Genomic DNA, 22,893 nt, shown 5'->3' on the forward strand with positions numbered 1-22,893 from the left:
AAGGGGTTGAGATCGGCGCCGCCTCCGGCTACGAGTGCCGTCCCGGCACGCCGTCGCGCACGCGCAGCTCCACGAGGATCACGGACTGCGGCGGCAGGTCGAGGTCGAGCCGGATCCGGCCGTCGTCCGACACCCTCGCGTCCTGGGGGCCGTCGACGGCGCCCGCCATCGAGGTGCGTGTCACGCTCGCCGTCCGTCCCGCCCAGGGGATGCCGCGGAGGTCGATGCGCGCGGAGGTCACTCCGGCCGAGGCCAGTTCCGGGCGCTGCGGAGGGAGGTCGAAACCGAGTTCGATGCGCTGCTCGCCGATGGGGATGCGGAAGGTGAAGCGGTCTTCCGTCCGTTCGACGAGCGCGACGTCGGGGGCGACGTAGTTGGCCACGAGCACGCGCACCGTGTCCCCCTCGCGTCCGGCCGCGCACGCGAGGCCCGACTCATCCCCGCCGGTCACGGCGAGGCGCCGGCCGCGGAGCGCGCGTCCGGCGAGCGCGAGCGCGCGGGAGCGCTCGTCGGGGCCGTCATCCGCTGCTCCGATGCCCCCAGGGTCGACGAAGCCGTAGTGCGGGTCGCGGCCGCTGTCGGCGCGGAAGAAGAACGCGTGGTCGATGACGGTGTCCTGCAGGTAGACGGCGGTCGCCGCCTGGAATGCGCCCTTCTCCGCCGCCGGTGCGCTGCTGCTCGGGACGCCGAGGTAGTTCCAGTAGCTGAGCGTGAGCTCGGTGTCCGTGAACCCGCGGCGGTCGAGCAGCGCCCGGAGCTCCGCCGACACGTGGCGGTAGTCGAGGGGGTCGCGACTGGCGTCGGTGAACCAGAGGAACGAGAAGAAGTCCAGCGGGAGCTCGTTCTCGCTCACGAAATCCAGGAACCCCTCCCGGTAGGGTGCGCCGGCCTCGAGAGGGAGGGCGAGAGCCGGCCCGCCCACCGTCAGCGATCGATCGACACGCTGCACCGCCTCGCAGAACGCGCGGTACATGCCGTAGAACTCCTCCGGCCGACCGCCGAAGTGCAGCGGTCCGAAGTCGGGCTGATCCCCGAACTCGTAGATGCGGATGGCCTTCGACGGCCCGCCCGCCCACCCCTGCGAGTAGTGGCGCACGATGTGCTCGACGACGCGTCCGTAGACATCGACGTCCTGCGCGGGCAGCTTGTTGGAGGGGATGGCGCTCGCCACCGTGAACATGACCTCGGCGCCGACCGCGTGCACCGCCTCCACCCATGCGTCCGTCGCCGCGAAGTTGTAGCTCGCGGGATCGTCGACGGGAGCGTCCCAGTCCGGGAACAGACTGGCCGGGTTGTTCCGCGTGTCGAGCCGCGAGACCCAGTCGAACGACCGGACGACCGTCACCCCCGCTTCCCGCCACAGGGGCGTCATGTCCGGGAACTGCGGATGGCCGTCGACCGGCCCGGGGATTCCCCCGACCCCGTTCAGCGGCCGGAACGCGCTCTCGTCGGCCGCGTCGACGACGAGGAGCCGCGCGGTGGAAGCCGACGAGGGCGCGTCGGAGGGGAGGGATTCGTCGGTTCTCGACACGGGCGTCTCCTGGAGGGTGGAGGGCGATCGGTGCATCAGTAGGGCATCCGCAGGAGACGGTTCGCGTACTCGTTCGCGATCGGCTCGTCGTGACGGAGGTGCTCGATGCGGGCGCGGTACGCCTCCGGTGTCACGGAGTCGAACTCCTCGAGCATCGACTCGATCGAGCGCTCGTGGACGGCGCGGACGCGGGGCAGGCGGCGTTTCATGACGTTCAGCTGGGCGTCGAGCAGGGACTCGTCCTTCGCCAGCTCCTGCGCGAGGACGACGCCGTCCTCGATGCTCATGGCGGCTCCCGACCCCAGGTACGGGGTCATCGTGTGGGCGGCGTCGCCCATGATCATGACACGGCCGCGGAACCACGGGTACGGCACCCACACGGTCGAGTAGGGGGTGTAGGCGACGTTCTCGGCGTGGCGGACGTCTTCCAGCGCGTCGGCGAGGAACTCGGAGCCTCCCGTGAGGGCGACGGCGCGGTCGTGCATGATCTGGGCCATGTTCGCCGCCTCGTATCGAGGGCGCCCTTCCTCCGCCAGTGTGAGGACCATGTACATCTGGTCCTCCGACAGCGGGGTGAGCATGATCTTGCCGCCGTAGCCCTGGCTGATGATCGGCTGCATGATCCTGCGGCGATTCGGGAGCCCCGCGCGCCACGCCACGCCGCCCACCGGGCGCGGCGCGTACTTCTCGCCGAAGTGGTCGCGGCGAATCTGCGAGTGGAGGCCGTCGAAGCCGAGGACGAGGTCGTACTCGCCCTGGTCGCCGCTGCGGAAGGTCACGCTCGCCTTCGCGTCGTCCTGCGTCAGTCGGGCGACGGTCGTGCCCAGGCGGAAGGTGCACCCGTTGTCGAGGGCGTGCTGCGCGGCCATCTCGAGGAAGGCCATCCTCGACATCGTCACGCAGCCCGGGAGGCCGTCGTCCTGCGAGCCGTAGCTCATGGTGCTGAGGAGGTTCCCGTCGGCGTCGTAGTTGTCGATCGCCGGAGCGGGGTGGCCGATCTCGAGGCACTTCTCCAGCAGCCCGATGTCGCGCACCGCTCGGAGGCCGTTGATGCGGAGGCCGAAGCCGACGCCGGCGACGCTGATCTCGGGTTTGTCGTCGATGACGTCGACGTGCGCGCCGATCCGCGCCAGCGCCGAGGCCGTCGTCAGCCCGCCGATGCCGGCGCCGACGACGAGGACTCTCAACGGCTGCGTCATGAGAGCCCGTCCGCGACCTGTCGCAGGAGCGAGTGCTGGCGGCGGACCTGCTCGATCGATCGCCACGGCTCGCGTTCGCCCTCGTACTCGCTGGAGAGGTAGCCGGTGTAGCCGGCATCCCGCATGGCCCGGAGCACCGGCTCCCACGGGATCTGCTGGTCTTCGAGGTCCTCGTCGATGTCGTGGAACTTCGCCTGCACGAACACGGTGTACGGGGCGACGGCGGCGAAGTCCGCGGGGTCGACGTGGATCCCGTCGAGGAACGCCGGACGTCCGCCGGGGAGTTCGCCGGGACGGAGCGGGATCGGGCGGTCCTGGAAGATCCCGGTGTCGATCAGGATGCCGAAGTGCTTCGTGCCCGTGCGCTCGATGAACTCGATGTACTCCTCGACGACCTCGTGCCTGATCGGAGTCGGCGAGTGGATCTCCGGGCAGATGATGATGTCGAGTTCCTCCGCCAGGGGCAGCGAGGCTTCGATGACCTCCGTCCAGATGGGGTGAGGGACGAGGTCGCCGGAGACGACGCCGATCTTGGGCCGCACGAATCGGAAGCCCAGGCGTCCCGCGAGCCGCAGGTCGCGCTGGAGCTGCTGCGCGCCCTCCTCGACCGTCATGTCGCGGCCGTTCGGGCCGCTCGAGTGCAGGCGGGTGTCGATCCACGAGCCGTAGTTGGTGGGCTCGAGACCGTACTTCCCGAGCAGGCGGAACCAGTCGTCGACCCACTCCTGCGACGGGTTGGGGTAGTCGGGGATGTGGCCCTCTCCGAGGATCTCGATGCCGGTCGCACCGAGATCGGCGATCCCGGCCATCGCCGTCTCGAGGTCGAGCACGGTGCCGTAGTCGCTCATGAAGCTGTACAGGCTGACGCCGTAGCGGAACGGCCGGCCGCTCGCCTCGGGCGAGAGGGTCACGTGCTTGGTGACCCGGTACCTGCTGGGCTGATGCTCCTGCGGGATGTACGACATCCGCAGGCGCAGGTCGATCGAGAGCTCGTGGGTCCCGTCTGGCAGGCCGCCCGGCAGCGGGACGGTGATGACCGCAGCGTCCTCCAGCGGCCAGCGCAGGTCCTCGCTCTCCCACAGCTCGGCGAGCGTGAGGGTCCTCCCCTGCAGGGTCCAGAGGGGGATGTCCGGTCCGACGTCGACGATCCCGGGGATGCTCACTCCGATGCCGTCGATGAGGCTGGCCGCCATGCCGCGGTACGACGGCATGCGCACACGGAACTGGAACCCCGTGATGTCATCGCCCTCGCGGACGTTTCGGAAGCCGACGGATTGGATGAGGTCGCGTTCGAGCAGCATCGGTGCTGTCCCTTTCGGTGGGGTGCGGGGCGGATGGTTCAGGCGAAGGTGTCGGTGAAGGTCTCGTGCGGCACCGGCGGCTCCGGCTCGAGCTTCTGCACCGTCTCTGGGCTGTACGGATGGTTCCCCGACGGCACCGGCTCGTCCGCCGGCGGCATGAAGACGGGCTTGCCGTCGTCGCCGAAGTACATGAGGTCGAGGTCGAAGGCGCCCTGGTTCTTGAGGCCGAAGGCGACCCAGTTCTCCTCGAACGGCGCGCGGGCGAGCTCGTAGCAGCGGAACTTCCAGAACCTCCACTCGCCGTCCTGCTTGAGGAAGTCGATGGCGTACTTGCACCACACCCAGTGCGCCCAGACCTTCTGGCCGAGCACCTCCTCGGGGGAGTACATGTCGGGGAACGCCTCGGCGACCTTCGGGTCGGTGAGCCCCGACTCGGTGCCGGCCATGAGCCAGACGCCCTTGGCCGTCTTCCCGTCGGCGGCGACCTCGATGACCGGGGTGCTGGTGGCGTGGAGGATGAGCTTGCCGACCGGGTGCGGGCGGCCGCGGTGGTAGTCGGTCACGCTCTGCCACGTGGTGTACTGCCCCGCGTTCGTGTAGCGCGCGCGGATGCCCTCGGTGCCCTCCTTCACCCACAGGGGGATGATCTGCTCGTCCTCGAAGGCGTTGTGCAGATGCATGTAGCGGTTGAACAGGTTCTCCACGCGCCCGCGGTCCTCCGCACGCTGCGCGAGCGCACGCGCGGCGAGGACCTCCTCGCGAAGAGCGGTGAGCTCGGCGGTGATCTCCTCGAGGGATGCCGCAGTGATGGTGTCGGACACGGTGAAGCTCCTTTGCCTGGCGGGTGATCGACGTCGCGACGCTAGCACGAACACTTGCGCGTGCGTAAGCATTCGTTCTGTGGTTAGGTGAGACCGTGTCAGCAGGAAGCAGGTACGCGCCGGGCCTTGCTCGTCAGCGGCAGATCCTGGACGAGGCGACCCGCGCCTTCGGGCGCGCGGGCTTCGACGGGGTCACGGTGCAGGAGATCGCCGACGCCTGCGGGATCACGCGACAGGGCCTCCTCCACCACTTCGGGAGCAAAGAGGGGCTCCTCATGGCGCTGCTCCGCCAGCGCGACGAGGCCGATCAGGAGCTGTTCGGGCGCGTGCTGGCGGAGTCGGGCTCGCCCTTCCGGGCGATCGTCGCGGTGACGCGGGCGAATGCCGCCGCCCCGGGGATCACGGCCATGTTCACGCAGCTCGCCGCGGAGGCGACCCGCCCCGACCATCCCGCCCACGACTTCTTCCGCGATGTCTACACGCGGATCCATCACGACCTCCGTGCGACCCTCAGCGACATGCAGCGGGAGGGGTCCATCGTCGCGGGCGTCGACGTCGACCAGCTCGCCTCGGGTCTCGTCGCCCTGCGCGACGGACTCGCGCTCCAGCTCCTCCTGCGGTCTCCGACGCAGAGCGTCGACGAGCTGACCGACACCCTCGAGACCATGTTCGGCCTCCTTCTCGCCTAGTGCTGGGTGGGGGAGGAGGCTGTTCAGCCCGGGTGTCGTCGATCGAGCGATCGGCGGGGCCTCGGCGCCGCGACACTCCCGGAGGCGAGCACTCGATTTGGCCCCGCGTCGGCGGGCGTTGTATGCTCATACGGTTGCCGCGGCAACGGAGATTGCGCCCGTAGCTCAATGGATAGAGCATCTGACTACGGATCAGAAGGTTAGGGGTTCGAGTCCCTTCGGGCGCACATCACAGGGAAGGCCCTCGCTTCGGCGGGGGCCTTCCTGCTACCCGAGGGGAGAGCGCGACGATGCGACCGGGCGAGGAGCTCACGATCTACGACCTCGCAGGGCTCCTGTCGCCGCCGGCCCCGCTCGCCGAGCCCGACGACTTCGACGCGTTCTGGGGCAGGACCCGGACGGAGCTGCTCGCCCCCGGGCTCGACGTCGCCGTCGAGGAGGAGGTCGAGACCGCGGCCCACACGGTGCAGCGCATCTCGTTCGCCTCGTCGGCGGGCGAGCGCGCCACGGCATGGCTCGCGCTGCCGGCGGCGCCCGTGCACGGCGGGCTCGTGTTCGGACACGGCTACGGCGGGCGCGATGCGCCGGAGATGGATCGCGTCCCCGCGGGAGTCGCAGCGGTCTTCCCCGTCGCGAACGGGTTCTCGCGCTACGTCAAGAGCGCCTTCCCCGCGATCGGCTCGGACCACGTGCTGCACGGCATCGCCGATCGCGAGACGTACGCGCACCGCTTCGCCGTCGCGGACATCTGGCGTGCCGCCTCGCTCCTCCTCGACGCCGCGCCCGGAGCGCGGCACCGCCTCGACTACCTGGGCGTGAGCTTCGGGGGCGGGATCGGCGCCCTCGCGCTCGCGTTCGACGACCGCTTCCGGCGCGCCGTCCTCGACGTGCCGAGCTTCGGGCACTTCCCGATGCGGCTGAGCCGCCTCTGCACGGGCAGCGGGGAGGCCGTGCGCCGTCATCTCGTCGACCACCCCGAGGATCGCGCCACCCTCGACTGGTTCGACGCCGCGATCGCCGCGCGCCGCATCCGCATCCCCGTGCTCGTGGCCGCTGCGCTGCAGGACCCCTCCGTCGACCCGCGCGGGCAGTTCGCCGTCTACCACGCCCTCGGAGGGGAGAAGCGGCTCACGGTGCGGGAGGTCGGCCACCTCGACGGCCCCCTCGCCGACGAGGCCGAGCGCCGCGTGCGCCGGCACGGCGTCGAGTTCCTCGCTGCGGGCGACCTCGCGGAGATCCCGGGACGCCGCTGAGCGGACGGCGCCGTGCTGTCCGCCGGTGCCGTCGCTATCCGCCGGTGGCGGCGCGGATGACCGCCTCCGGCGTCGCGGCATCGCGCGGCAGGTCGGCGGCGATGCGGCCCTCCCGCATCACGAGGACGCGGTCGGCCATGCCGAGCACCTCGGGCAGCTCCGACGAGATCATGAGCACCGCCATGCCCTCGGCGGCGAGCGCGCTCAGCAGCCGGTGCACCTCGGCCTTCGACGCGACGTCGATCCCGCGCGTGGGCTCGTCGACGATGAGGAGGCGGGGCCCGGTCGCCAGCCACTTCGCCAGCACGACGCGCTGCTGGCTCCCTCCGCTCAGGGTGCCGACGGGCGCGTCCAGGGCGCTCGCGCGGATCCGCAGGCGCTCCACCCATGCCCGCGAGACGGCGCGTTCCGCGCGGGAGGTGAGCAGGCCGCTGCGCGCGAGCCGGCCTCGTGCGGCGAGGGCGATCGAGCGCGCCACGCTCATCGCCGGCACCACGCCGTGGCGGCGGCGGTCGGAGGGGAGGAGCGCCATCCCCGCGCGGATGGCTGCGGCCGGCGCCCCGGGGCGGACGGCCGCGCCCGCCACCTCGACGCGGCCCGCGTCGTAGCGGTCGACGCCGAAGACGGCGCGAGCCAGTGCGCTGCGACCCGATCCGACGAGCCCCGCGAGCCCCACGATCTCACCGGATCGGACCTCGAACGACACGTCGCGGAACGCTCCGACGCGCGTGAGGCCGGACACGCGCAGCACGGTCTCGCCGATCGGCGCCGCCTGCTTGGGGTACAGCTCCGTCACGTCGCGCCCCACCATGGCCGCCACGAGCTCGTCGACCGTCGTGTCGTCGATCGGCACGGTGTCGACGAAGGCGCCGTCGCGCATGACCGTCACCGTGTCGCACAGGTCGAAGATCTCCGCGAAGCGGTGCGAGATGAACAGGATCGCCCTGCCGTCGTCGCGCAGGCTGCGCACGATCGCGAACAGGCGCTCCGCCTCGGCTCCCGAGAGCGCCGACGTGGGCTCGTCCATGACGAGGATGCGCGCGTCGAGCGTGAGGGCCTTCGCGATCTCGACGATCTGACGGTCGGCGATCGAGAGGCCGTCTGCGGGGAGATCGGGGTCGATGCGGACGCCGAGGCGGCCGAACACGCGCAGCACCTCGTCGCGCATGGCCCGCCGGTCGATGCCGACGCGTCCGCGCGGCTGCCGTCCCATGAAGATGTTCTCGACGACCGAGAGATGGCCGAACAGCGTCGGCTCCTGGTAGATGACGGCGATGCCGGCGTCGCGCGCCTGCGCCGTCGAGGCGAAGTCGACCACCTCGCCGTCGATCTCGAAGCGGCCGCCGTCGCGGCGGTGGACGCCTGCGATGACCCCCACCGTGGTCGACTTGCCCGCGCCGTTCTCGCCCACCAGCGCGTGCACGGAACCCGCCTCCAGGACGAGGCTCGCCGAGCGGAGCGCGACGACGGGGCCGAACGACTTCACGACGCGGCGGAGCTCGAGGACGGGCGGCGCGTCGGGATCGCGCGCGGGCATGCCATCCTCCCTCGGCGTTGAACGGGGCTGAATCGATTCGATCCGGTGCCGACTACTCTAGGGCTAGTCGCGAACGCCGTGCGCCGGTGCATGAGGCGCGACGTCGGGCAGAGGAGGGCACGTGGCCGCGAGCATCCGCGACGTCGCGCAGCTCGCCGGCGTGTCCGTCGGAACCGTCTCGAACGTGCTGAACCGGCCGGACGAGGTCGCCCCCGACACCGTGACGCGCGTGAACTCCGCCATCGAGCAGCTGGCCTACGTGCGCAACGACGCGGCCCGCCGTCTGCGGGCGGGCGTCAGCCGCACGGTCGGCTTCGTCGTGCTGGACGGTCAGAACCCGTTCTTCAACGACGTCGTCCGGGGAGCGGAGGACGAGGCCTTCCGCCACGGCATCGCCCTCATCCACGGCAACACCGATGAGGACGTCGCGCGCGAGCGGATGTACCTCGACCTCTTCGAGGAGCAGCAGGTGCGCGGCGTGCTGATCGCGCCGCACGGCGACGTGACGTCGCAGCTCGCGCGGCTGCGCGCCCGCGGCATCCCCTCCGTGCTCATCGACAGGTTCAGCGGGGACGGGAGGTTCTCCTCGGTCTCGGTCGACAGCCTCGCCGGCGGCAGGATGGCCGCCGAGCACCTCATCGGGACGGGCCGGCGGCGCATCGCCGTGGTCGGCGGGCCGTACGACCTCCGCCAGATGAACGACCGACTCGCGGGCGCGCGCATCGCCGTCGACGACAGCGACGCCGACGTCGAGCTCGAGGTCGTGGCAACGGAGGCCATGACTGTCGCAGAGGGTGCCGCCGCGGGGGAGCGCATCCTCGCGCGCCCCCGTCGGGAGCGACCGGATGCCGTGTTCGCGGGCAACGACCTGCTCGCGCTGGGCCTCCTGCAGTCGCTCGTCGTCGACGGGCGCTCGCTCGTCCCTGACGAGATCGCGCTCATCGGCTTCGACGACATCCCGTTCGCGGCGGCGGCCGCCGTGCCGCTCACCTCGCTCCGCCAGCCGAGCCGTGTGATCGGGCGGACGGCGCTGCGCATCCTGCTCGAGGAATCCACCGATCCGGAGGCGATTCCGCGCCAGACGGTGTTCCAGCCCGAGCTCATCGTCCGCGCATCCGCCTGAACCGCACGCTCCGCCACGCTCCTGAATCGGTTCAGGTGTGTTCACGGCTCTGTCGCATCACGTTTCCGGCATCCGCTTGACAGTTCCTCGTCGACGTCCCTACGCTGGCAGCCACCAGGACTGAATCGATTCAGATTCGTCCTCGACGAAGAGGGCAGGAGCAGTATGGCGAAGACGCCGGTGCTGGAGCTGCGCGACGTGGAGAAGGCCTTCGGCTCAGTCATCGCACTGCGCTCGGGCACGATCTCCGTCGACGCGGGCTCCATCCACGCGCTCGTCGGCGAGAACGGGGCGGGCAAGTCCACCCTCGTGAAGATCGTCGCGGGCCTCTACCAGCGGGACGCGGGCGTCTTCCGCCTGCGCGGCGACGACGTCGACTTCACGTCGACGGCGCAGTCGAAGGCGGCGGGCGTGGCCGTCATCTACCAGGAGCCGACCCTCTTCCCCGACCTCTCGGTGACCGAGAACATCTTCATGGGGCGGCAGCCGACGACGCGCTTCGGCCGTATCGACCGGAGGGCGATGCGGCACGAGGTGGAGCGGCTCTTCACGCGCCTCGGCGTCTCGATCGACCCCGACCGTCCGGCGGAGGGCCTGTCGATCGCCGACCAGCAGGTCATCGAGATCGCCAAGGCCGTCTCGCTCGACGCCTCGCTGCTCATCATGGACGAGCCCACCGCCGCGCTCTCGGGCGTCGAGGTGGACCGGCTCTTCGCGATCGCGCGGAGCCTGCGAGACGAGGGGCGCGGGCTCATCTTCATCTCGCACCGCTTCGACGAGGTGTTCGCGCTGTGCGACACCGTCACGGTCATGCGCGACGGGGCGTACATCGCCACCGACCGCATCGCCGACACGAGCGTCGACGCCATCGTGCGCCAGATGGTCGGCCGCGAGGTGACCGAGCTCTTCCCCAAGCTCGACGCCGAGAAGGGCGCCCCGCTGCTCGAGGTCACGGGGCTCACGAGCCCCGGCGTCTTCTCCGACATCTCGCTCACGGTGCACGCAGGCGAGATCGTGGGCCTCGCCGGCCTCGTCGGCGCCGGCCGCAGCGAGGTCGCCCGCGCCGTCTTCGGCGTCGACGACTATCGCGAGGGCTCCGTCCGGATGGCGGGGGCCGCGATCCCGAAGAACAGCCCCGCCGCCGCCATGCGCTCAGGGCTCGCCCTCGTGCCGGAGGACCGCCGCAAGCAGGGGCTCGTCGTCGAGGCGGGGGTGGGCGAGAACATCACCCTCGCGATCCGGCGCCGGCTCGCGAACTACGGGCTCATCACGACGGGCATCGAGAACCGCGCGGCACGCGAGTGGGCGAGCCGCCTCGAGGTGAAGAGCAACGCGCTCGACACCGTCGCCGCCACGCTGTCGGGCGGCAACCAGCAGAAGGTCGTCCTGGCGAAGTGGCTCGCCACCGACCCCCGCGTGCTCATCATCGACGAGCCAACGCGCGGCATCGACGTCGGCACGAAGTCGGAGGTGCACCGCCTGCTCTCGCAGCTCGCGCAGCGGGGGATGGGCGTGCTCATGATCTCGTCCGAGCTGCCGGAGGTGCTCGGCATGGCCGACCGCGTGCTCGTCATGCGGGAGGGACGCATCACGGCGGAGATCGAGCGGGCGGACGCGACGAGCGAGAACGTCATGCACGCGGCGACCCACGCGAACGAGGAGGCGGCATGACCGCGACGGACGCGACGCGGGCCATCCCGGCGTCGGATGTGACCCGCCGCATCGGCGCGCTCGGCAAGGCGCGCGAGTTCGGCATCCTGCTGGCGCTCGTGCTCGTCGTCGGCGCGGCGACGACGAAGAACCCCGCGTTCCTCTTCAGCGCCGACGGATGGCGCGACCTCCTGCTCACGCCGTCGATCCTCGTGCTCGTCGCCGTGGGCCAGGCCATCGTGCTCATCACACGCAACGTCGACCTCTCGGTCGGGTCGGTGATGGGGCTGTCGGCCTATCTCACGGGGCGTCTCTTCATCGACGTCCCCGGCATCCCCATCGGCGTCGTCGTCGTGCTCGCCGTCCTCCTCGGAGCGGTGCTCGGCCTCGTCAACGGCGCGCTCGTCGCGTTCGCGAAGGTGCCGGCGATGGTCATCACGCTCGGCACGCTGTACGCCTACCGCGGCATCAACGTGCTGTGGACGGGAAGCGACCGCGTCAACGCCTCCGACATGCCGCGCGACTTCCTCGCTCTCGGCACGGGTCAGATCCTCACGATCCCGATCCTGTCGCTCGTCGCCCTCGTCGTGCTGGCGGCCGCCGCCTGGTACATGAAGAACACCCGCGGAGGACGCGAGTACTACGCGATCGGGTCCGACCCCGCCGCCGCTCAGCTGTACGGACTCCGGGTGACCCGCCGCCTGCTCACGGCCTTCGTCCTCTCGGGCGCGCTCGCGGGGCTCGCGGGCGTCTTCTACGCCGCGCGCTACGGAACCGTCAACTCGCAGGCAGGGTCGGGCTGGGAGCTCGACGCGGTCGGCGCTGCCGTCATCGGCGGCGTCGCCATCGTCGGCGGGGTGGGCTCCGTGTGGGGAGCGGCGATCGGCGCCATGCTCCTCATGACCATCAACCGGGCGCTGCCGATCCTCGGCATCCCCGACTTCTGGCAGCGCGCCGTCGTCGGCCTGCTCATCATCGGCGCCATCGTGCTCGACCGCGTGCTCGCGGTGCGGCAGCGACGTCGGCTCATCGAGGCGAGGGACCAGTCATGACCACCGCACCCGTCACCACGTCGACGAACCGCGTGGTCCACGACTTCGACCGGCCGCTGTGGAAGCGCCTCGTCATCAACCGCGAGGCGGCCGTGATCGGCCTGCTCGCCCTCGTCGTGCTCATCGCCTCGCTCACGGTGCGCGGGTTCGCGCAGCCGATCACGTTCACCTACCTCATCCTCGACGTGGCGCCCATCCTCCTCATCGCGCTGCCGATGACGCTCGTCATGATCACGGGCGAGATCGACCTCTCGGTCGGCAGCATGGTCGGGCTCGCGAGCGTCGTCACCGGCGTGCTCGTGCAGGCGGGAGCGCCGTTCGAGGTCGCCGCGCTCGCCGCCCTCGTGGTCGGCGCCGTGGGCGGCGCGTTCAACGGCTTCCTCGTCACGGTCGTCGGGCTCCCGTCGCTCGCCGTGACGATCGGGACGCTCGCGCTGTTCCGCGGTCTCGCCGTGGGGCTGCTCGGCACGACCGCGGTCACGACCTTCCCCGACACGTGGGCGGCGCTCGCCAAGGCGAAGTTCGCCGGCACGCCCATCCCTGCCGTGATCGTGCCGTTCCTCATCCTGCTCGCCGTTTTCGTCGTCATCCTGCACTTCACGCCGTTCGGCCGGGGCGTCTACGCCATCGGCCTGTCGAAGGAGGCGGCGCACTTCTCGGGCGTCTCCGTCGACCGCACGAAGTTCACGCTGTTCGTCCTCGCCGGCGTCGTGTCGGCCTTCGCGGGCATCTACTACACGCTGCGGTTCGGCAGCGCCCGCGGCGACAACGCGACGGGCATGGAGCTGCAGGTCATCGCGGCCGTCGTGCTCGGCGGGGTCTCGGTGTTCGGCGGCCGCGGCCGCATCCACGGCGTCATCGCCGCCGTGCTCCTCATCGGCGTGCTCGCGAGCGCCCTGCGTCTCGCGAACGTCACGTCCGACGTCATCAACATCATCACGGGGGCGCTGCTCGTGGCCTCCGTGGTGTCGGCGAGCCTCCTGGCCTGGCTGCAGAAGTCGCGGCGCCGGCCAGGGAACGTCCGGGCACGGGGCGCCACAGCATGAGCCCCGCCCGGACCATCCACCCCCACGAAAGGAAGACAATGACGTTTGCACGCAAGGGCGCGGCAGCGGCCGCGCTGACGATGGCCGTCGCGATCACGCTCTCGGGCTGCGCGCTCGACACCGGCTCGGGCTCCGGCTCCGACGGGGGAGACGCCGGCGGAGACACCGGCAACCTCTCGATCACGTTCCTGCCGAAGAACCTCGGCAACCCGTACTTCGACACGTCGTCGACGGGCGGCGAGCGCGCCGTCGAGGAGTTCGGCGGCACGTTCGCCGAGGTCGGGCCGGCCGAGGCGACGCCCGACGCGCAGGTGAGCTACATCAACACCGCGACGCAGCAGGGCGTCGGAGCGCTCGTCGTGTCGGCCAACGACCCCCAGGCGATCTGCGATGCGCTGAACGAGGCCCGCGACGCGGGCGTGAAGGTCGTCACCTTCGACTCCGACACGAACCCCGAGTGCCGCGACCTGTTCGTGAACCAGGCCGACGCCGAGGGCATCGCCAAGGTGCAGGTCGACCTCATCGCCGAGCAGATCGGCGGCGACGGCGAGATCGCCATCCTCTCGGCCGCCGCCAACGCGACCAACCAGAACGCGTGGATCGAGCTCATGGAGGAGTACCTCGCGAGCGACTACCCCGACATCACCCTCGTCGAGACGGTCTACGGCGACGACGACGACCAGACGTCGTTCGACAAGACGGCGGCGCTGCTGCAGTCGCACCCCGACCTGGAGGGGATCATCTCCCCGACGACGGTCGGCATCGCGGCGGCCGCGCGCTACATCCAGACGTCCGACTTCCAGGGCGAGGTCGCCGTCACGGGCCTCGGCACGCCGAACCAGATGCGCGAGTACGTCGAGGACGGCACCGTCACGGCGTTCGCGCTGTGGAACCCGGAGGACCTCGGCTACCTCTCCGCGTACGCGGCGCAGGCGCTCATCGCGGGTGACATCACGGGCGCCGAGGGCGACACGTTCGAGGCGGGCGACCTCGGCGAGTACACGGTCGGCGCCGACGGCGTCGTGCTGCTGGGCGACCCGTTCGTGTTCGACGCGGACAACATCGGCGACTTCGACTTCTGAGCCGATCCGCCCTCGCACCCCCGGCCATCCACGCGGATGGCCGGGGGGGCGGTCGTGTGCGCTCCGGGATCTCCCATGCGGGCCCCGGATAATGGCCGCATGTCGCGCTCCCTCGAACGCCGTCGCAACCCCACCGCCTGGGCGGGCTTCTGGGTCGGCCTCGCCGGTCTCGTGCTCATGCCGATCCCGCTCTTCATCGGGCTGATCCTCGGCGGAGGGCTCTCGATCGTCGCGGCCGTTCTCACCGTGATCGCGCTGCTCAAGGGGCTCGCGCGGAGCGGCCAGGGCATCGCGCCGGTCGTCTTCGCCGCGATCTTCGTGCTGCTCACCTGGGGCGGGATCTCGGCGGGCGGCGGCATCGTCTGGTGACGCGCCGCTGACGGCGCAACCCCCTTCTCCGCACCGTCGCCCTCGGGCATCGTCGGGAACATGGCGCATGCACGGAACGCGAACGAGGTCGTCGTCGTCACAGGGGCGGCCGGACGCATCGGATCGGCCGTCGTGCCCCGCCTGCGGCGTGACGGCCGGGCGCTGCGGCTGCTCGACGCGGCGCATCCGGCCGAGGGCCGAGCGGGCGAGTGGATCCGCTGCGCGCTGCACGATGAAGACGCGCTCCGGCGGGCATGCGACGGTGCCCACGCCGTCGTCCATCTCGCGGGCATCGCATCGGAGACCGCGTGGAGCGACCTGATGGCGGTGAACATCGACGGCACCCGGGCGGTGCTGGAAGCAGCGCGGGACGGCGGCGTGCGCAGCGTGATGCTGGCGAGCTCCGTGCACGCCGCGGGGTTCGAGAGCCCGCCCACCGACCGTCCGCTTCCCGTCGCCGCCGCGCGGCCCGACTCGTACTACGGGGTGTCGAAGGCCGCCATGGAGGCCCTGGGCAGCGTGTTCGCCGACCGGTTCGGGATGTCCGTCGTGAGCGGTCGGATCTGCACCTTCCTGCTCGCGCCCGAGCGGGGGCGCGCCGAGGCGACATGGTTCTCGCCCGACGACGCGGCGCGGTTGTGCGAGGCCGCGATCGCCCTGCGGGACGGCCGCCATCATGTCGTGTGGGGCGTCTCGCGGAATGCTCCGGGATGGTTCGACCTCGTCGCTGGCGAGGCGATCGGCTTCGCACCCGAGGACGACGCATCCGTCGTCCTCGGGCACGGGCCCTCGACGGACCTCGATGCCGCGGAGCCGATCGGTGGCCCGTCGACGAGGCAGGACCATCCGCTCGGCGGGTGATGCGGCGTCGTCGCGGCGATCGTCTCAGGCCGCCGACCAGCCGCCGTCCGAGGGCAGGATGACGCCGTTGAGGTTCGTGGCGTCGTCGCTCAGCAGGTACGCGATCGACGACGCCAGCTGAGCGGACTGAGCGATGCTCGGGATGAGCGCCATGCCGCGCTGCACGCGCGCGGCGCCGAGCTCGGAGGCGAACACCGACTCGATGTTCGTCGCGACGGCGCCCGGCGCGACGGCGTTGATGCGCAGGCCCGAGTCGGCGTACATGAACGCGCTGCTCTTCGTCAGGCCCACGACGGCGTGCTTCGACGCGGTGTAGGCGGCGCCGGCGGCGGAGCCGCGCAGCCCGGCCTCGGATGCGACGTTGACGATGGCTCCCGATCCGGCCGCGAGCATCGCGGGGACGACGGCCTTCATGAGCTTGAACGTCCCGGTGAGGTTGACCGAGATGACGCGGTCCCACACGTCCTGGTCGACCTCGTGCGCGGGCTGCATGCGGTCCATGATCCCGGCGATGTTCGCGAGCCCGTCGATGCGGTCGCCCGCGGCCCCGACGATCGCCGCGACGCCCGCGTCGTCGGTGATGTCGGCGACGATCGTCGTGATCTCCGCGTCGGGGAGCTCCGCTGCCAACGCGTCGAGGCGCTCCTGGCTGACGTCGACGGCGACGACGTGTCCGCCCTCTCGCGCGATGCGCGAGGCCGTGGCGCGGCCGATGCCGGAACCGGCACCCGTCACGACGACCGTCCTGCCGGCGAAGCGGCCTGCCGTGATCCTCTCCTCCCAGCTCTGGAGCCGGGGTCCCTGCGTTGCGGCGTCGCTCATGACGGCCATCCTTTCCCTGCTGATCGCAGACGATCCATCGTCCGCCGGACAGCAACCGGACGATGCTGTCCGGTTATACGATAGCCCTGTGGCAGACGAGAGGGAAGGGCCCCGCCCGAACCGCGGCCCCGCCGCCGCGGCGGACAATCGCCGCGCCCTCATCGCGGCCGCGCGGGAGGAGTTCGCCGCGGGCGGTCTCGAGGTCGCGTTCAGCGCCATCGCGCGGCGTGCGGGAGTCGGCCAGGGCAGCCTCTACCGCCACTTCCCGACGAAGATCGAGCTCGCCGCGGCCGTCTTCGAGGACAACATCGACGAGCTCGAGCGCGCCGGCAGCCTCGACGCGCTGTTCGACGCCATCGTCGCGCAAGCGCGCATGTCGGCAGCTTTCCTCGATGCCGTCGTCTCGGCGCGCGACGTCCCGGCTGTGCAGCACATCGGCGAGCGGATGGCCGTGCTCGTCGGCGCGCTTCTCGCAGCCGACCAGGCGGCGGGGCGGGTGGACGGCGCCATCGCGCGCGAGGACGTCCTCCTCGTCGTCACGATGCTCGCCCGCACGGTCGCCGCGGCCGCGCCCGAGGAGCAGGCCGACGTGCTGACGCGGTCGCGCGCGCTGTTCGCGCGCGCCCTCTCGCCGCGCTGACCCCTCAGCTCGCGAACAGCTCGGACGCCCAGTCGAGGAAGGCGTGCTGCGCGGGTGCGCGGAACGAGTGCGGCGCGTCCGCCCAGTGCGCCCGGTAGGCATCGGGTGCCCCGGCGACGCGGTAGCGCGCACGGATGCGCGCATCCGCTGCGCGCATCCCCTCGAGCGGGAAGAGGCGATCGCCCGTCGCGTATCCGACGAACAGCGGACGCGGTGCTCGCGCGGCGACGATGTCGGGCCACTCGCCGACGCGTCCGAGCCCGGGGGTCATGAGAGCCCACGTGTGGGTGTGGACGTATCCGTCGAGGACCGCGTCGATGGTCGACATCATCGACACGACCCCGGCGCCCCGCACGGCGTCGTCGGCGAGCGCGGAGAGCAGGCCCGCTCGGGCGCCGCCGCCGGAGTGCCCGACGGCGACGACCCCTCCCGGTGCCGCCCGTTCCGCGAGGATGCGTGCCGCGACGAGGTCGCCCTGCGCGATGATTCCGCCCCAGGACGTGCCGAGCACACCGAGCGTCTTCGCCACGGCGTCCTCCGCGGCGCCGGCGTGGGCGTCGTAGCGCTCCGACTCGTCGGACGAGCCCGAGGCGGGGTCGCGCTCGGCCGCGCGCCGCACCCGCTCCGGCATGTCGGCGATCCGCTGACGGCGGCCGCCCCATCCGAAGGCGTCGTGGGCGAGGACGGCGTATCCGGCGCGGGCGAAGACGTTCGCGACGGCGACGCCGTCGTATGCGTCGCCGCGAAACGCGGCGACCCGGCCATCGTTCGCCGCGAAACGCGGCGAGACCGGCCCGTCGGCGATCTTCTCCTTGCCGTGGAACTTCATCCCGCCGTGGCAGTGCAGCGCGAGGATCCCGGGCAGCGCGCGCCGCTCGCCGGCCGGGCGTAGCAGCCAGCCCTCGACGTCGGCGCCGAATCCCGCGCTCCAGCGCAGGGCGACGCCGTCGACGCCGTCTCGGGTCCAGCTCCCGTCCTCCACGACGCGGATGGCCGCAGGCGCGGGCGGCACCCCCAGCTCGTCGCGGAGGCGGCTGCGCAGCGTTGCGGGGTCGACGGCCTCCGCGGGTGCCGAGAACGGATGGCCGAGGAGGGCGTCGAGGCCCTCGAGCCCCCGGAGATCGCGCCGTGTCACGGGGTCATCCTTCCTGGATTCGCGAGAGTGTGCGTACGATGGCAGAGTAACCGGTTTCTCACTGTCGAGGACATGTCATGAGCACACCCCGCTATCGCAATCCCATCATCGACGGCGATGTGCCCGACCCCGACGCGATCCGCGTCGGCGACCGCTACTACCTCGTGGCCTCGAGCTTCAATCGCTCGCCGGGCCTTCCCGTCCTCGTCTCCGACGACCTCGTGAACTGGGAGCTCGCCTCGCACGCGCTCGCGGGCAGCGTGCCGACGGCCTGGTTCGCGCAGCCGCGACACGGCGGCGGCGTGTGGGCTCCGTCCATCCGCCATCACGCCGGGCACTTCCACGTCGTCTACCCCGATCCCGACCAGGACGTCTTCGTCGTCTCGGCGATCGACGCGCGAGGCCCCTGGAGCGCGCCGCGACTGCTGCTGCCGGGTCTCGGCGTCATCGATCCGTGTCCGCTGTGGGACGAGGACGGCCGCACCTGGCTCGTGCACGGGTGGGCACGCAGCCGCGCAGGCCGCAAGAACGTGCTCAGCATCGCCGAGGTCGACGCCGGCCTCACCCGCGTGCTCGGGCCATCCCGCGACGTCATCGACGGCGCCGTCATCGAGGGCTGCACGACGCTCGAGGGACCGAAGATCTACCGCCGAGACGGCTGGTACTGGATCTTCGCGCCGGCCGGCGGTGTCGCGACGGGATGGCAGAGCGTCTTCCGTTCCCCGACCATCCACGGGCCCTACGAGCACCGCGTCGTCCTCGCGCAGGGCTCGACGCCCGTCAACGGGCCGCACCAGGGCGGATGGGTCGAAGGCCCGGGCGGCACGCACTGGTTCCTCCACTTCCAGGACAGGGGGGTGTTCGGACGCGTCCTCCACCTCCAGCCGATGGCATGGGGCGACGACGGATGGCCCGTCATGGGCGAGGCCGTCGCGGGCGGACCCGCCCAGCCCGTCGTGGAGCATCCGACTCCCTTCGGGACCGCACAGGGTTCCCGATCCCTCGCCCGTTCCGACGACTTCGCAGAGGGCCGCCCCGGTGGGCAATGGGCGTGGCAGGCGAACGCCGAGGCGGACTGGCTCGCCGACGCCGAGCACGCGCTCGTCATCGAGGCCGGCGTCGACGCGGGCAACCTGCGCACGCTGCCGCGCGTCATCGGGCAGCCGCTGCCCGGGATGGCCTCGGCCGCGTCGGTGACGGTCGCGCTCGACGGCCCGGAGGGATCGCGAGCGGGGATCGGCGTGCTCGGGCTCGACTACCTGTGGGCGGGCGTGCGGCGAGGGGCGGCGGGCGGACGCCTCGTCGTCGCGCTGCGCCACCGCGACGACGCGTCGGAGACCGTCGTGCGCGACGAGGCGCTCGGCGACGCGGTCCGCATCACGCTGCGCACGAGCGAGAGCGCCGACATCGCCGTGAGCGTCGACACGGGGGAGGGCGAGCGCACCGTGCTCACGGGCTTCCGCGCCTCGGAGGGGCAGTGGATCGGCGCCGAGTACGTGCTGTTCGCGGGGACGGGCGCCGGGCAGGCGGCGCGCGGGCGCTTCGAGGCGTTCGAGATCGCGCTCGCGGACGGGGGAAGATGAGCCATGGCCGCCAAGCGCGCAAGGAAGCACCCCGTCCGCGAGACCACCATCCAGGACATCGCGGCGCACGCCGGCGTCTCGAAGGCGACCGTGTCGCGGGTCGTCAACGGCGTCCCGACCGTGGCGGAGGACATCGCCGAGCGCGTGCGCGCATCGGTCGCCGAGCTCGGGTACACGCCCAGCCAGACGGCCCGATCGCTCTCTCTCGGGGTGAGCCGGACGATCGGCGTCCTCGCCCCCGACCTCGCGAACCCGATGTTCCAGCAGGTGCTGCACGGCGTGCACCGCGCGGCCGCCGCCGACGGGTACCGCGTCCTCGTCGCCGACACCCTCGAAGACGAGGCGGGGGAGACGGGCGCGGCCCAGGACATCCGCAATCGAACGGACGCGCTCGTGCTCATCGCCCCCCGCATGACGCGCCCCGAGCTGCTCGATCTGCTCCCGAGGGTTCAGCCCGTCGCCGTCGTCAACCGCACGACGGGGCGCAACGCGGTCGTCGCGCAGGTCGACTACGCCGCGGGCATCCAGGTGCTCGCCCGCCACCTCGTCTCGCTCGGGCACTCCCGCATCGCGTTCCTGTCGGGGCCGGAGGCCTCGCGCTCCAACCACGAGCGCCAGCACGGTCTCACGGCCTTCCGCGAGGAGCATCCCGGCATCGAGATCATGGAGCTCGCGGGCGGATCGAGCTTTGAGCACGGCTACGACGCCTGGGAGGCGATCCGCGCGAGCGGCGCGACGGCCGTGATCGCCTTCAACGACATCGTCGCGCTCGGTCTCCTCGGCCGGCTCGACGAGGAGGGCGTGCACGTGCCGGAGGAGCTCTCGGTGACGGGGTTCGACGACATCCCGTTCTCGCGCTTCTCCGCGCCGCCCCTCACGACCATGACGGTCGACCTGTCCGGCGTCGGGGCCGCTGCCTGGCGGGAGCTGCACGCTGAGATGACGGGCGAGGAGCGCCGCGATCCCGTCGTCTTCATGCCCGTGCTCACCGTGCGCGGATCGACGGGTCCGCGGGCATGACGGCCCTGCGCCTCGACGGCGAGGTCGTCGCCCGATACCGCGACGGGGCGGACGTCGCACCCGTGCTGTCGCCTCGCCCGTATCTGGAGGCGTGGACACGCGGCGGCGTCGCGGTCACCGAGGTCGGCCCCGACGACCACCTCCACCATCTCGGGCTCAGCACCGCCATCCCCGATGTCTCGCGCTCGTCGTTCTGGGGCGGCCGCACGTTCGTGCGCGGCACCGGCTCGACCCTGCTCGACAACCACGGCGTGCAGCGCGTCGTCGCGCACGAGGCCGTCGAGGACGGTGTCGACGAGACTCTCGCGTGGCACGGGGCGGATGGTCGGGAGCTCATCACGGAGGAGCGTGCGATCCGCGTCGGCGCCGCGGCGGGCGGATGGCGGCTGCGCTGGGTCTCGCGACTCTTCGCAGCGGCCGACGGCGTCGAGTTCGGCAGCCCGCAGACGAACGGACGCGACGGGGCGTTCTACGGCGGCGTGTTCTGGCGGACGCCATTCGGCGACGCCGACGTCTTCTCCGCCGACGGCGGCGGCACCGACGTCGTGCACGGCTCGCGCTCGCCGTGGCTCGGGGTGTCGACGCCGGCGGCGTCGCTCGTCGCGGTCACGCGCGGGGGCATGCCGTGGTTCGTGCGCACGGGCGGGTACGCGGGGTTCGGGCCCGCGGTCGCCGTCGAGGAGCGTCGGGTGCTCGCGGCGGGGGAGGAGCTCGTGCTCGACCTGGAGGTCGTGGTGCGGGATGGCCCCGTCGACCCGGAGCATGCAGCGCGCATCGCCGCGCAGGCCGGCGTCGCGGTCGCATGACCCCCGCCCGCCCGGCCGCCGAGAGCCCATCCGCGTGCCGAATCCGCACTCGTTTCCACGTTTTCGGGTGTGTTTTCGTCCAACGGATATCCGTTGGACGAAAGCACACCCGAAAGCTCGCAATCCGGTGGCCGCTCGGCACACAGATGGTCGTTCGCCACGCCCGCGTTGCGCACGCCCGCGCCTCGGCCGCCCGGGCGGCCATGAAGAAGGGACCCCAGTGAAGACACCGCGCATCGGCATCGTCGGAGTGCACGGGTACGGGGCGCAGCATGTGCGCCGCGTCGCCGCGCTGCAGGAGCAGGGGAGGGTCGTGCTCGCCGCGACGGCGGATCCCGCCCCTCCCGACCCCGGCGCGCTGCCGGGCGGCGCCGTCCACCACGCCGACGCGGACGCGATGATCGCGGCGGGCGGCCTCGACGTCGTCATCGTCGCGACGCCCATCCACACGCACGCCGCGATCGCCGGGGCCGCCGTCGACGCGGGCTGCGACGTCCTGCTCGAGAAGCCCCCCACGGCGACCCTCGCGGAGTTCCGCGACCTCCTTTCGCGCGCCGACGCCCGCGGGGCGCTCGTGCAGGTCGGGTTCCAGAGCCTGGGCTCCGACGCGGTCCCCGCCGTCCGTGCGCTCATCGCGGAGGGCGCGGTGGGCGAGGTGCGACGCTACGGCGCGACGGGCACGTGGGTGCGGGCCGACCGCTACTTCACGCGGTCGCCGTGGGCCGGCAGGCGGCGGATGGCCGGACGCGTCGTCGCGGACGGTGCGCTGACGAACCCCCTCGCCCACGCCACCGCCACGGCGCTCGCGGTCGCCGGGCGTCAGCATGAGGACGACGTCTCGGGGCTCGATCTCGAGATGCTGCACGCCAACGACATCGAGGCCGACGACACCTCGGTCGCGCGGTTCGCCCTGCGCGATGCGCCCTCGCTCACGACGGCGGTGACCCTGTGCGGAGCCGTGCGCGAGGAGCCGTACGTCGAGGTCGTGGGCACGAGCGGACGCCTCCGTCTCTACTACACGCTCGACCTCGTCCAGGTCGAGCGCGACGACGCGCCCTTCACGCGGCTCCACGGCCGCCGGCCCCTGCTCGAGAACCTGCTCGACGCTCGCGCGACGGGGGCGCCGCTGCTGTCCCCACTCGCCGAGAGCGGTGCCTTCATGCGCCTCGTCGACGGCGTGATGGCCGCACCGGACCCGCGCGCGATCGATGCGGCGCACTGGAGCGACGTGGACGACGAGGAGGGCCGGCACCGCGTCGTCAGGGGGGTCGAGGACGCGATCCGGGCCGCCCTGCGGGCGGAGTCGACGTTCACCGGGATCGGCGCGCCCTTTATTTGTTGATACCCCCGCGTTATGGCACGATGGCACGGGA

21 protein-coding genes and 1 tRNA gene are annotated in these 22,893 nt (G+C 71.8%); 15 read left to right on the forward strand and 7 right to left on the reverse strand.

Going from position 1 to position 22,893, the window contains the following annotated elements; genetic code table 11:
- Positions 1 to 28: 28 nt before the first annotated feature.
- Genes ABD998_RS10165 through ABD998_RS10180 form a run of 4 tightly spaced genes read right to left on the reverse strand, consistent with a single transcriptional unit; the run spans position 29 to position 4,852 of the window.
- The gene (locus tag ABD998_RS10165) at positions 29 to 1,531 is read right to left on the reverse strand and encodes a GH39 family glycosyl hydrolase (RefSeq protein ID WP_345438717.1); all 1,503 of its coding nucleotides are present in this window, start codon (positions 1,529 to 1,531) and stop codon (positions 29 to 31) included.
- Between the two features lie 35 nt (positions 1,532 to 1,566).
- Positions 1,567 to 2,730: an FAD-dependent monooxygenase gene (locus tag ABD998_RS10170; protein WP_345438719.1), complete on the reverse strand. Its 1,164-nt coding sequence runs from the start codon at positions 2,728 to 2,730 to the stop codon at positions 1,567 to 1,569.
- Positions 2,727 to 4,031 (reverse strand): C-glycoside deglycosidase beta subunit domain-containing protein, encoded by a 1,305-nt coding sequence (locus ABD998_RS10175; protein WP_345438721.1) that lies wholly within the window; start codon positions 4,029 to 4,031, stop codon positions 2,727 to 2,729. The genes ABD998_RS10170 and ABD998_RS10175 overlap by 4 nt, the downstream gene beginning before the upstream one ends.
- A 38-nt stretch (positions 4,032 to 4,069) precedes the next feature.
- Entirely contained in the window at positions 4,070 to 4,852 is a 783-nt protein-coding gene (locus ABD998_RS10180) for a nuclear transport factor 2 family protein (RefSeq protein ID WP_345438723.1), read from the reverse strand.
- Positions 4,853 to 4,947: 95 nt separating this feature from the next.
- On the opposite strand from ABD998_RS10180, the gene ABD998_RS10185 reads away from it, so the two are divergent.
- From ABD998_RS10185 to ABD998_RS10195, 3 genes are all read left to right on the forward strand, one after another.
- The gene (locus ABD998_RS10185) at positions 4,948 to 5,541 is read left to right on the forward strand and encodes a TetR/AcrR family transcriptional regulator (protein WP_345438725.1); all 594 of its coding nucleotides are present in this window, start codon (positions 4,948 to 4,950) and stop codon (positions 5,539 to 5,541) included.
- A 154-nt stretch (positions 5,542 to 5,695) separates the two neighbouring features.
- Positions 5,696 to 5,768: transfer RNA gene (locus tag ABD998_RS10190), tRNA-Arg, on the forward strand.
- Between the two features lie 63 nt (positions 5,769 to 5,831).
- Positions 5,832 to 6,794 (forward strand): acetylxylan esterase, encoded by a 963-nt coding sequence (locus tag ABD998_RS10195; RefSeq protein WP_345438727.1) that lies wholly within the window; start codon positions 5,832 to 5,834, stop codon positions 6,792 to 6,794.
- A gap of 34 nt (positions 6,795 to 6,828) precedes the next feature.
- Here ABD998_RS10195 and ABD998_RS10200 read toward each other — a convergent pair whose 3' ends face one another.
- Complete coding sequence (locus ABD998_RS10200) at positions 6,829 to 8,331, reverse strand: sugar ABC transporter ATP-binding protein (RefSeq protein WP_345438729.1); 1,503 nt, start codon at positions 8,329 to 8,331, stop codon at positions 6,829 to 6,831.
- A gap of 121 nt (positions 8,332 to 8,452) precedes the next feature.
- On the opposite strand from ABD998_RS10200, the gene ABD998_RS10205 reads away from it, so the two are divergent.
- From ABD998_RS10205 to ABD998_RS10235, 7 genes are all read left to right on the forward strand, one after another.
- Positions 8,453 to 9,454 (forward strand): LacI family DNA-binding transcriptional regulator, encoded by a 1,002-nt coding sequence (locus ABD998_RS10205; RefSeq protein WP_345438731.1) that lies wholly within the window; start codon positions 8,453 to 8,455, stop codon positions 9,452 to 9,454.
- Positions 9,455 to 9,619: 165 nt separating this feature from the next.
- Positions 9,620 to 11,125, forward strand: coding sequence for a sugar ABC transporter ATP-binding protein (locus ABD998_RS10210; protein ID WP_345438733.1), 1,506 nt, complete (start codon positions 9,620 to 9,622; stop codon positions 11,123 to 11,125).
- Entirely contained in the window at positions 11,122 to 12,156 is a 1,035-nt protein-coding gene (locus tag ABD998_RS10215) for an ABC transporter permease (protein WP_345438735.1), read from the forward strand. The genes ABD998_RS10210 and ABD998_RS10215 overlap by 4 nt, the downstream gene beginning before the upstream one ends.
- Positions 12,153 to 13,202 (forward strand): ABC transporter permease, encoded by a 1,050-nt coding sequence (locus ABD998_RS10220; RefSeq protein ID WP_345438737.1) that lies wholly within the window; start codon positions 12,153 to 12,155, stop codon positions 13,200 to 13,202. The genes ABD998_RS10215 and ABD998_RS10220 overlap by 4 nt, the downstream gene beginning before the upstream one ends.
- A gap of 38 nt (positions 13,203 to 13,240) precedes the next feature.
- Positions 13,241 to 14,284 carry a rhamnose ABC transporter substrate-binding protein gene (gene rhaS / locus ABD998_RS10225; RefSeq protein WP_345438739.1) on the forward strand — a complete coding sequence of 348 codons (1,044 nt, stop codon included), beginning with the start codon at positions 13,241 to 13,243 and terminating at the stop codon, positions 14,282 to 14,284.
- Positions 14,285 to 14,383: 99 nt separating this feature from the next.
- The gene (locus ABD998_RS10230) at positions 14,384 to 14,653 is read left to right on the forward strand and encodes a hypothetical protein (protein WP_345438741.1); all 270 of its coding nucleotides are present in this window, start codon (positions 14,384 to 14,386) and stop codon (positions 14,651 to 14,653) included.
- Between the two features lie 60 nt (positions 14,654 to 14,713).
- Entirely contained in the window at positions 14,714 to 15,514 is an 801-nt protein-coding gene (locus ABD998_RS10235; protein ID WP_345438743.1) for an NAD-dependent epimerase/dehydratase family protein, read from the forward strand.
- Between the two features lie 24 nt (positions 15,515 to 15,538).
- Here the strand turns inward: ABD998_RS10235 and ABD998_RS10240 are convergent, their stop codons facing one another.
- Entirely contained in the window at positions 15,539 to 16,336 is a 798-nt protein-coding gene (locus tag ABD998_RS10240) for an SDR family NAD(P)-dependent oxidoreductase (protein WP_345438745.1), read from the reverse strand.
- A gap of 88 nt (positions 16,337 to 16,424) precedes the next feature.
- Between ABD998_RS10240 and ABD998_RS10245 the strand changes: the two genes are divergently transcribed.
- A complete protein-coding gene (locus ABD998_RS10245) occupies positions 16,425 to 16,976 on the forward strand; it encodes a TetR/AcrR family transcriptional regulator (protein ID WP_345438747.1) in 552 nt (183 codons plus the stop codon).
- A gap of 4 nt (positions 16,977 to 16,980) precedes the next feature.
- On the opposite strand, the gene ABD998_RS10250 is transcribed toward ABD998_RS10245, so the two are convergent.
- Entirely contained in the window at positions 16,981 to 18,111 is a 1,131-nt protein-coding gene (locus ABD998_RS10250) for an alpha/beta hydrolase family protein (protein ID WP_345438749.1), read from the reverse strand.
- Positions 18,112 to 18,188: 77 nt separating this feature from the next.
- Here ABD998_RS10250 and ABD998_RS10255 point away from each other — a divergent pair, with 77 nt between their 5' ends.
- The 4 genes from ABD998_RS10255 to ABD998_RS10270 all read left to right on the forward strand — a co-directional run bounded on the left by ABD998_RS10255 (position 18,189) and on the right by ABD998_RS10270 (position 22,862).
- Entirely contained in the window at positions 18,189 to 19,694 is a 1,506-nt protein-coding gene (locus ABD998_RS10255) for a glycoside hydrolase family 43 protein (RefSeq protein WP_345438751.1), read from the forward strand.
- 3 nt (positions 19,695 to 19,697) lie between these two features.
- On the forward strand, positions 19,698 to 20,714 hold the full coding sequence (locus tag ABD998_RS10260) for a LacI family DNA-binding transcriptional regulator (RefSeq protein ID WP_345438753.1): 1,017 nt from the start codon (positions 19,698 to 19,700) through the stop codon (positions 20,712 to 20,714).
- Positions 20,711 to 21,520: a DUF6807 domain-containing protein gene (locus tag ABD998_RS10265; protein WP_345438755.1), complete on the forward strand. Its 810-nt coding sequence runs from the start codon at positions 20,711 to 20,713 to the stop codon at positions 21,518 to 21,520. The genes ABD998_RS10260 and ABD998_RS10265 overlap by 4 nt, the downstream gene beginning before the upstream one ends.
- 220 nt (positions 21,521 to 21,740) lie before the next feature.
- Positions 21,741 to 22,862 carry a Gfo/Idh/MocA family protein gene (locus ABD998_RS10270; RefSeq protein WP_345438757.1) on the forward strand — a complete coding sequence of 374 codons (1,122 nt, stop codon included), beginning with the start codon at positions 21,741 to 21,743 and terminating at the stop codon, positions 22,860 to 22,862.
- Positions 22,863 to 22,893 lie beyond the last annotated feature (31 nt).

The sequence above is a fragment of the Microbacterium gilvum genome (genome assembly GCF_039543865.1).
GTDB lineage: Bacteria > Actinomycetota > Actinomycetes > Actinomycetales > Microbacteriaceae > Microbacterium > Microbacterium gilvum.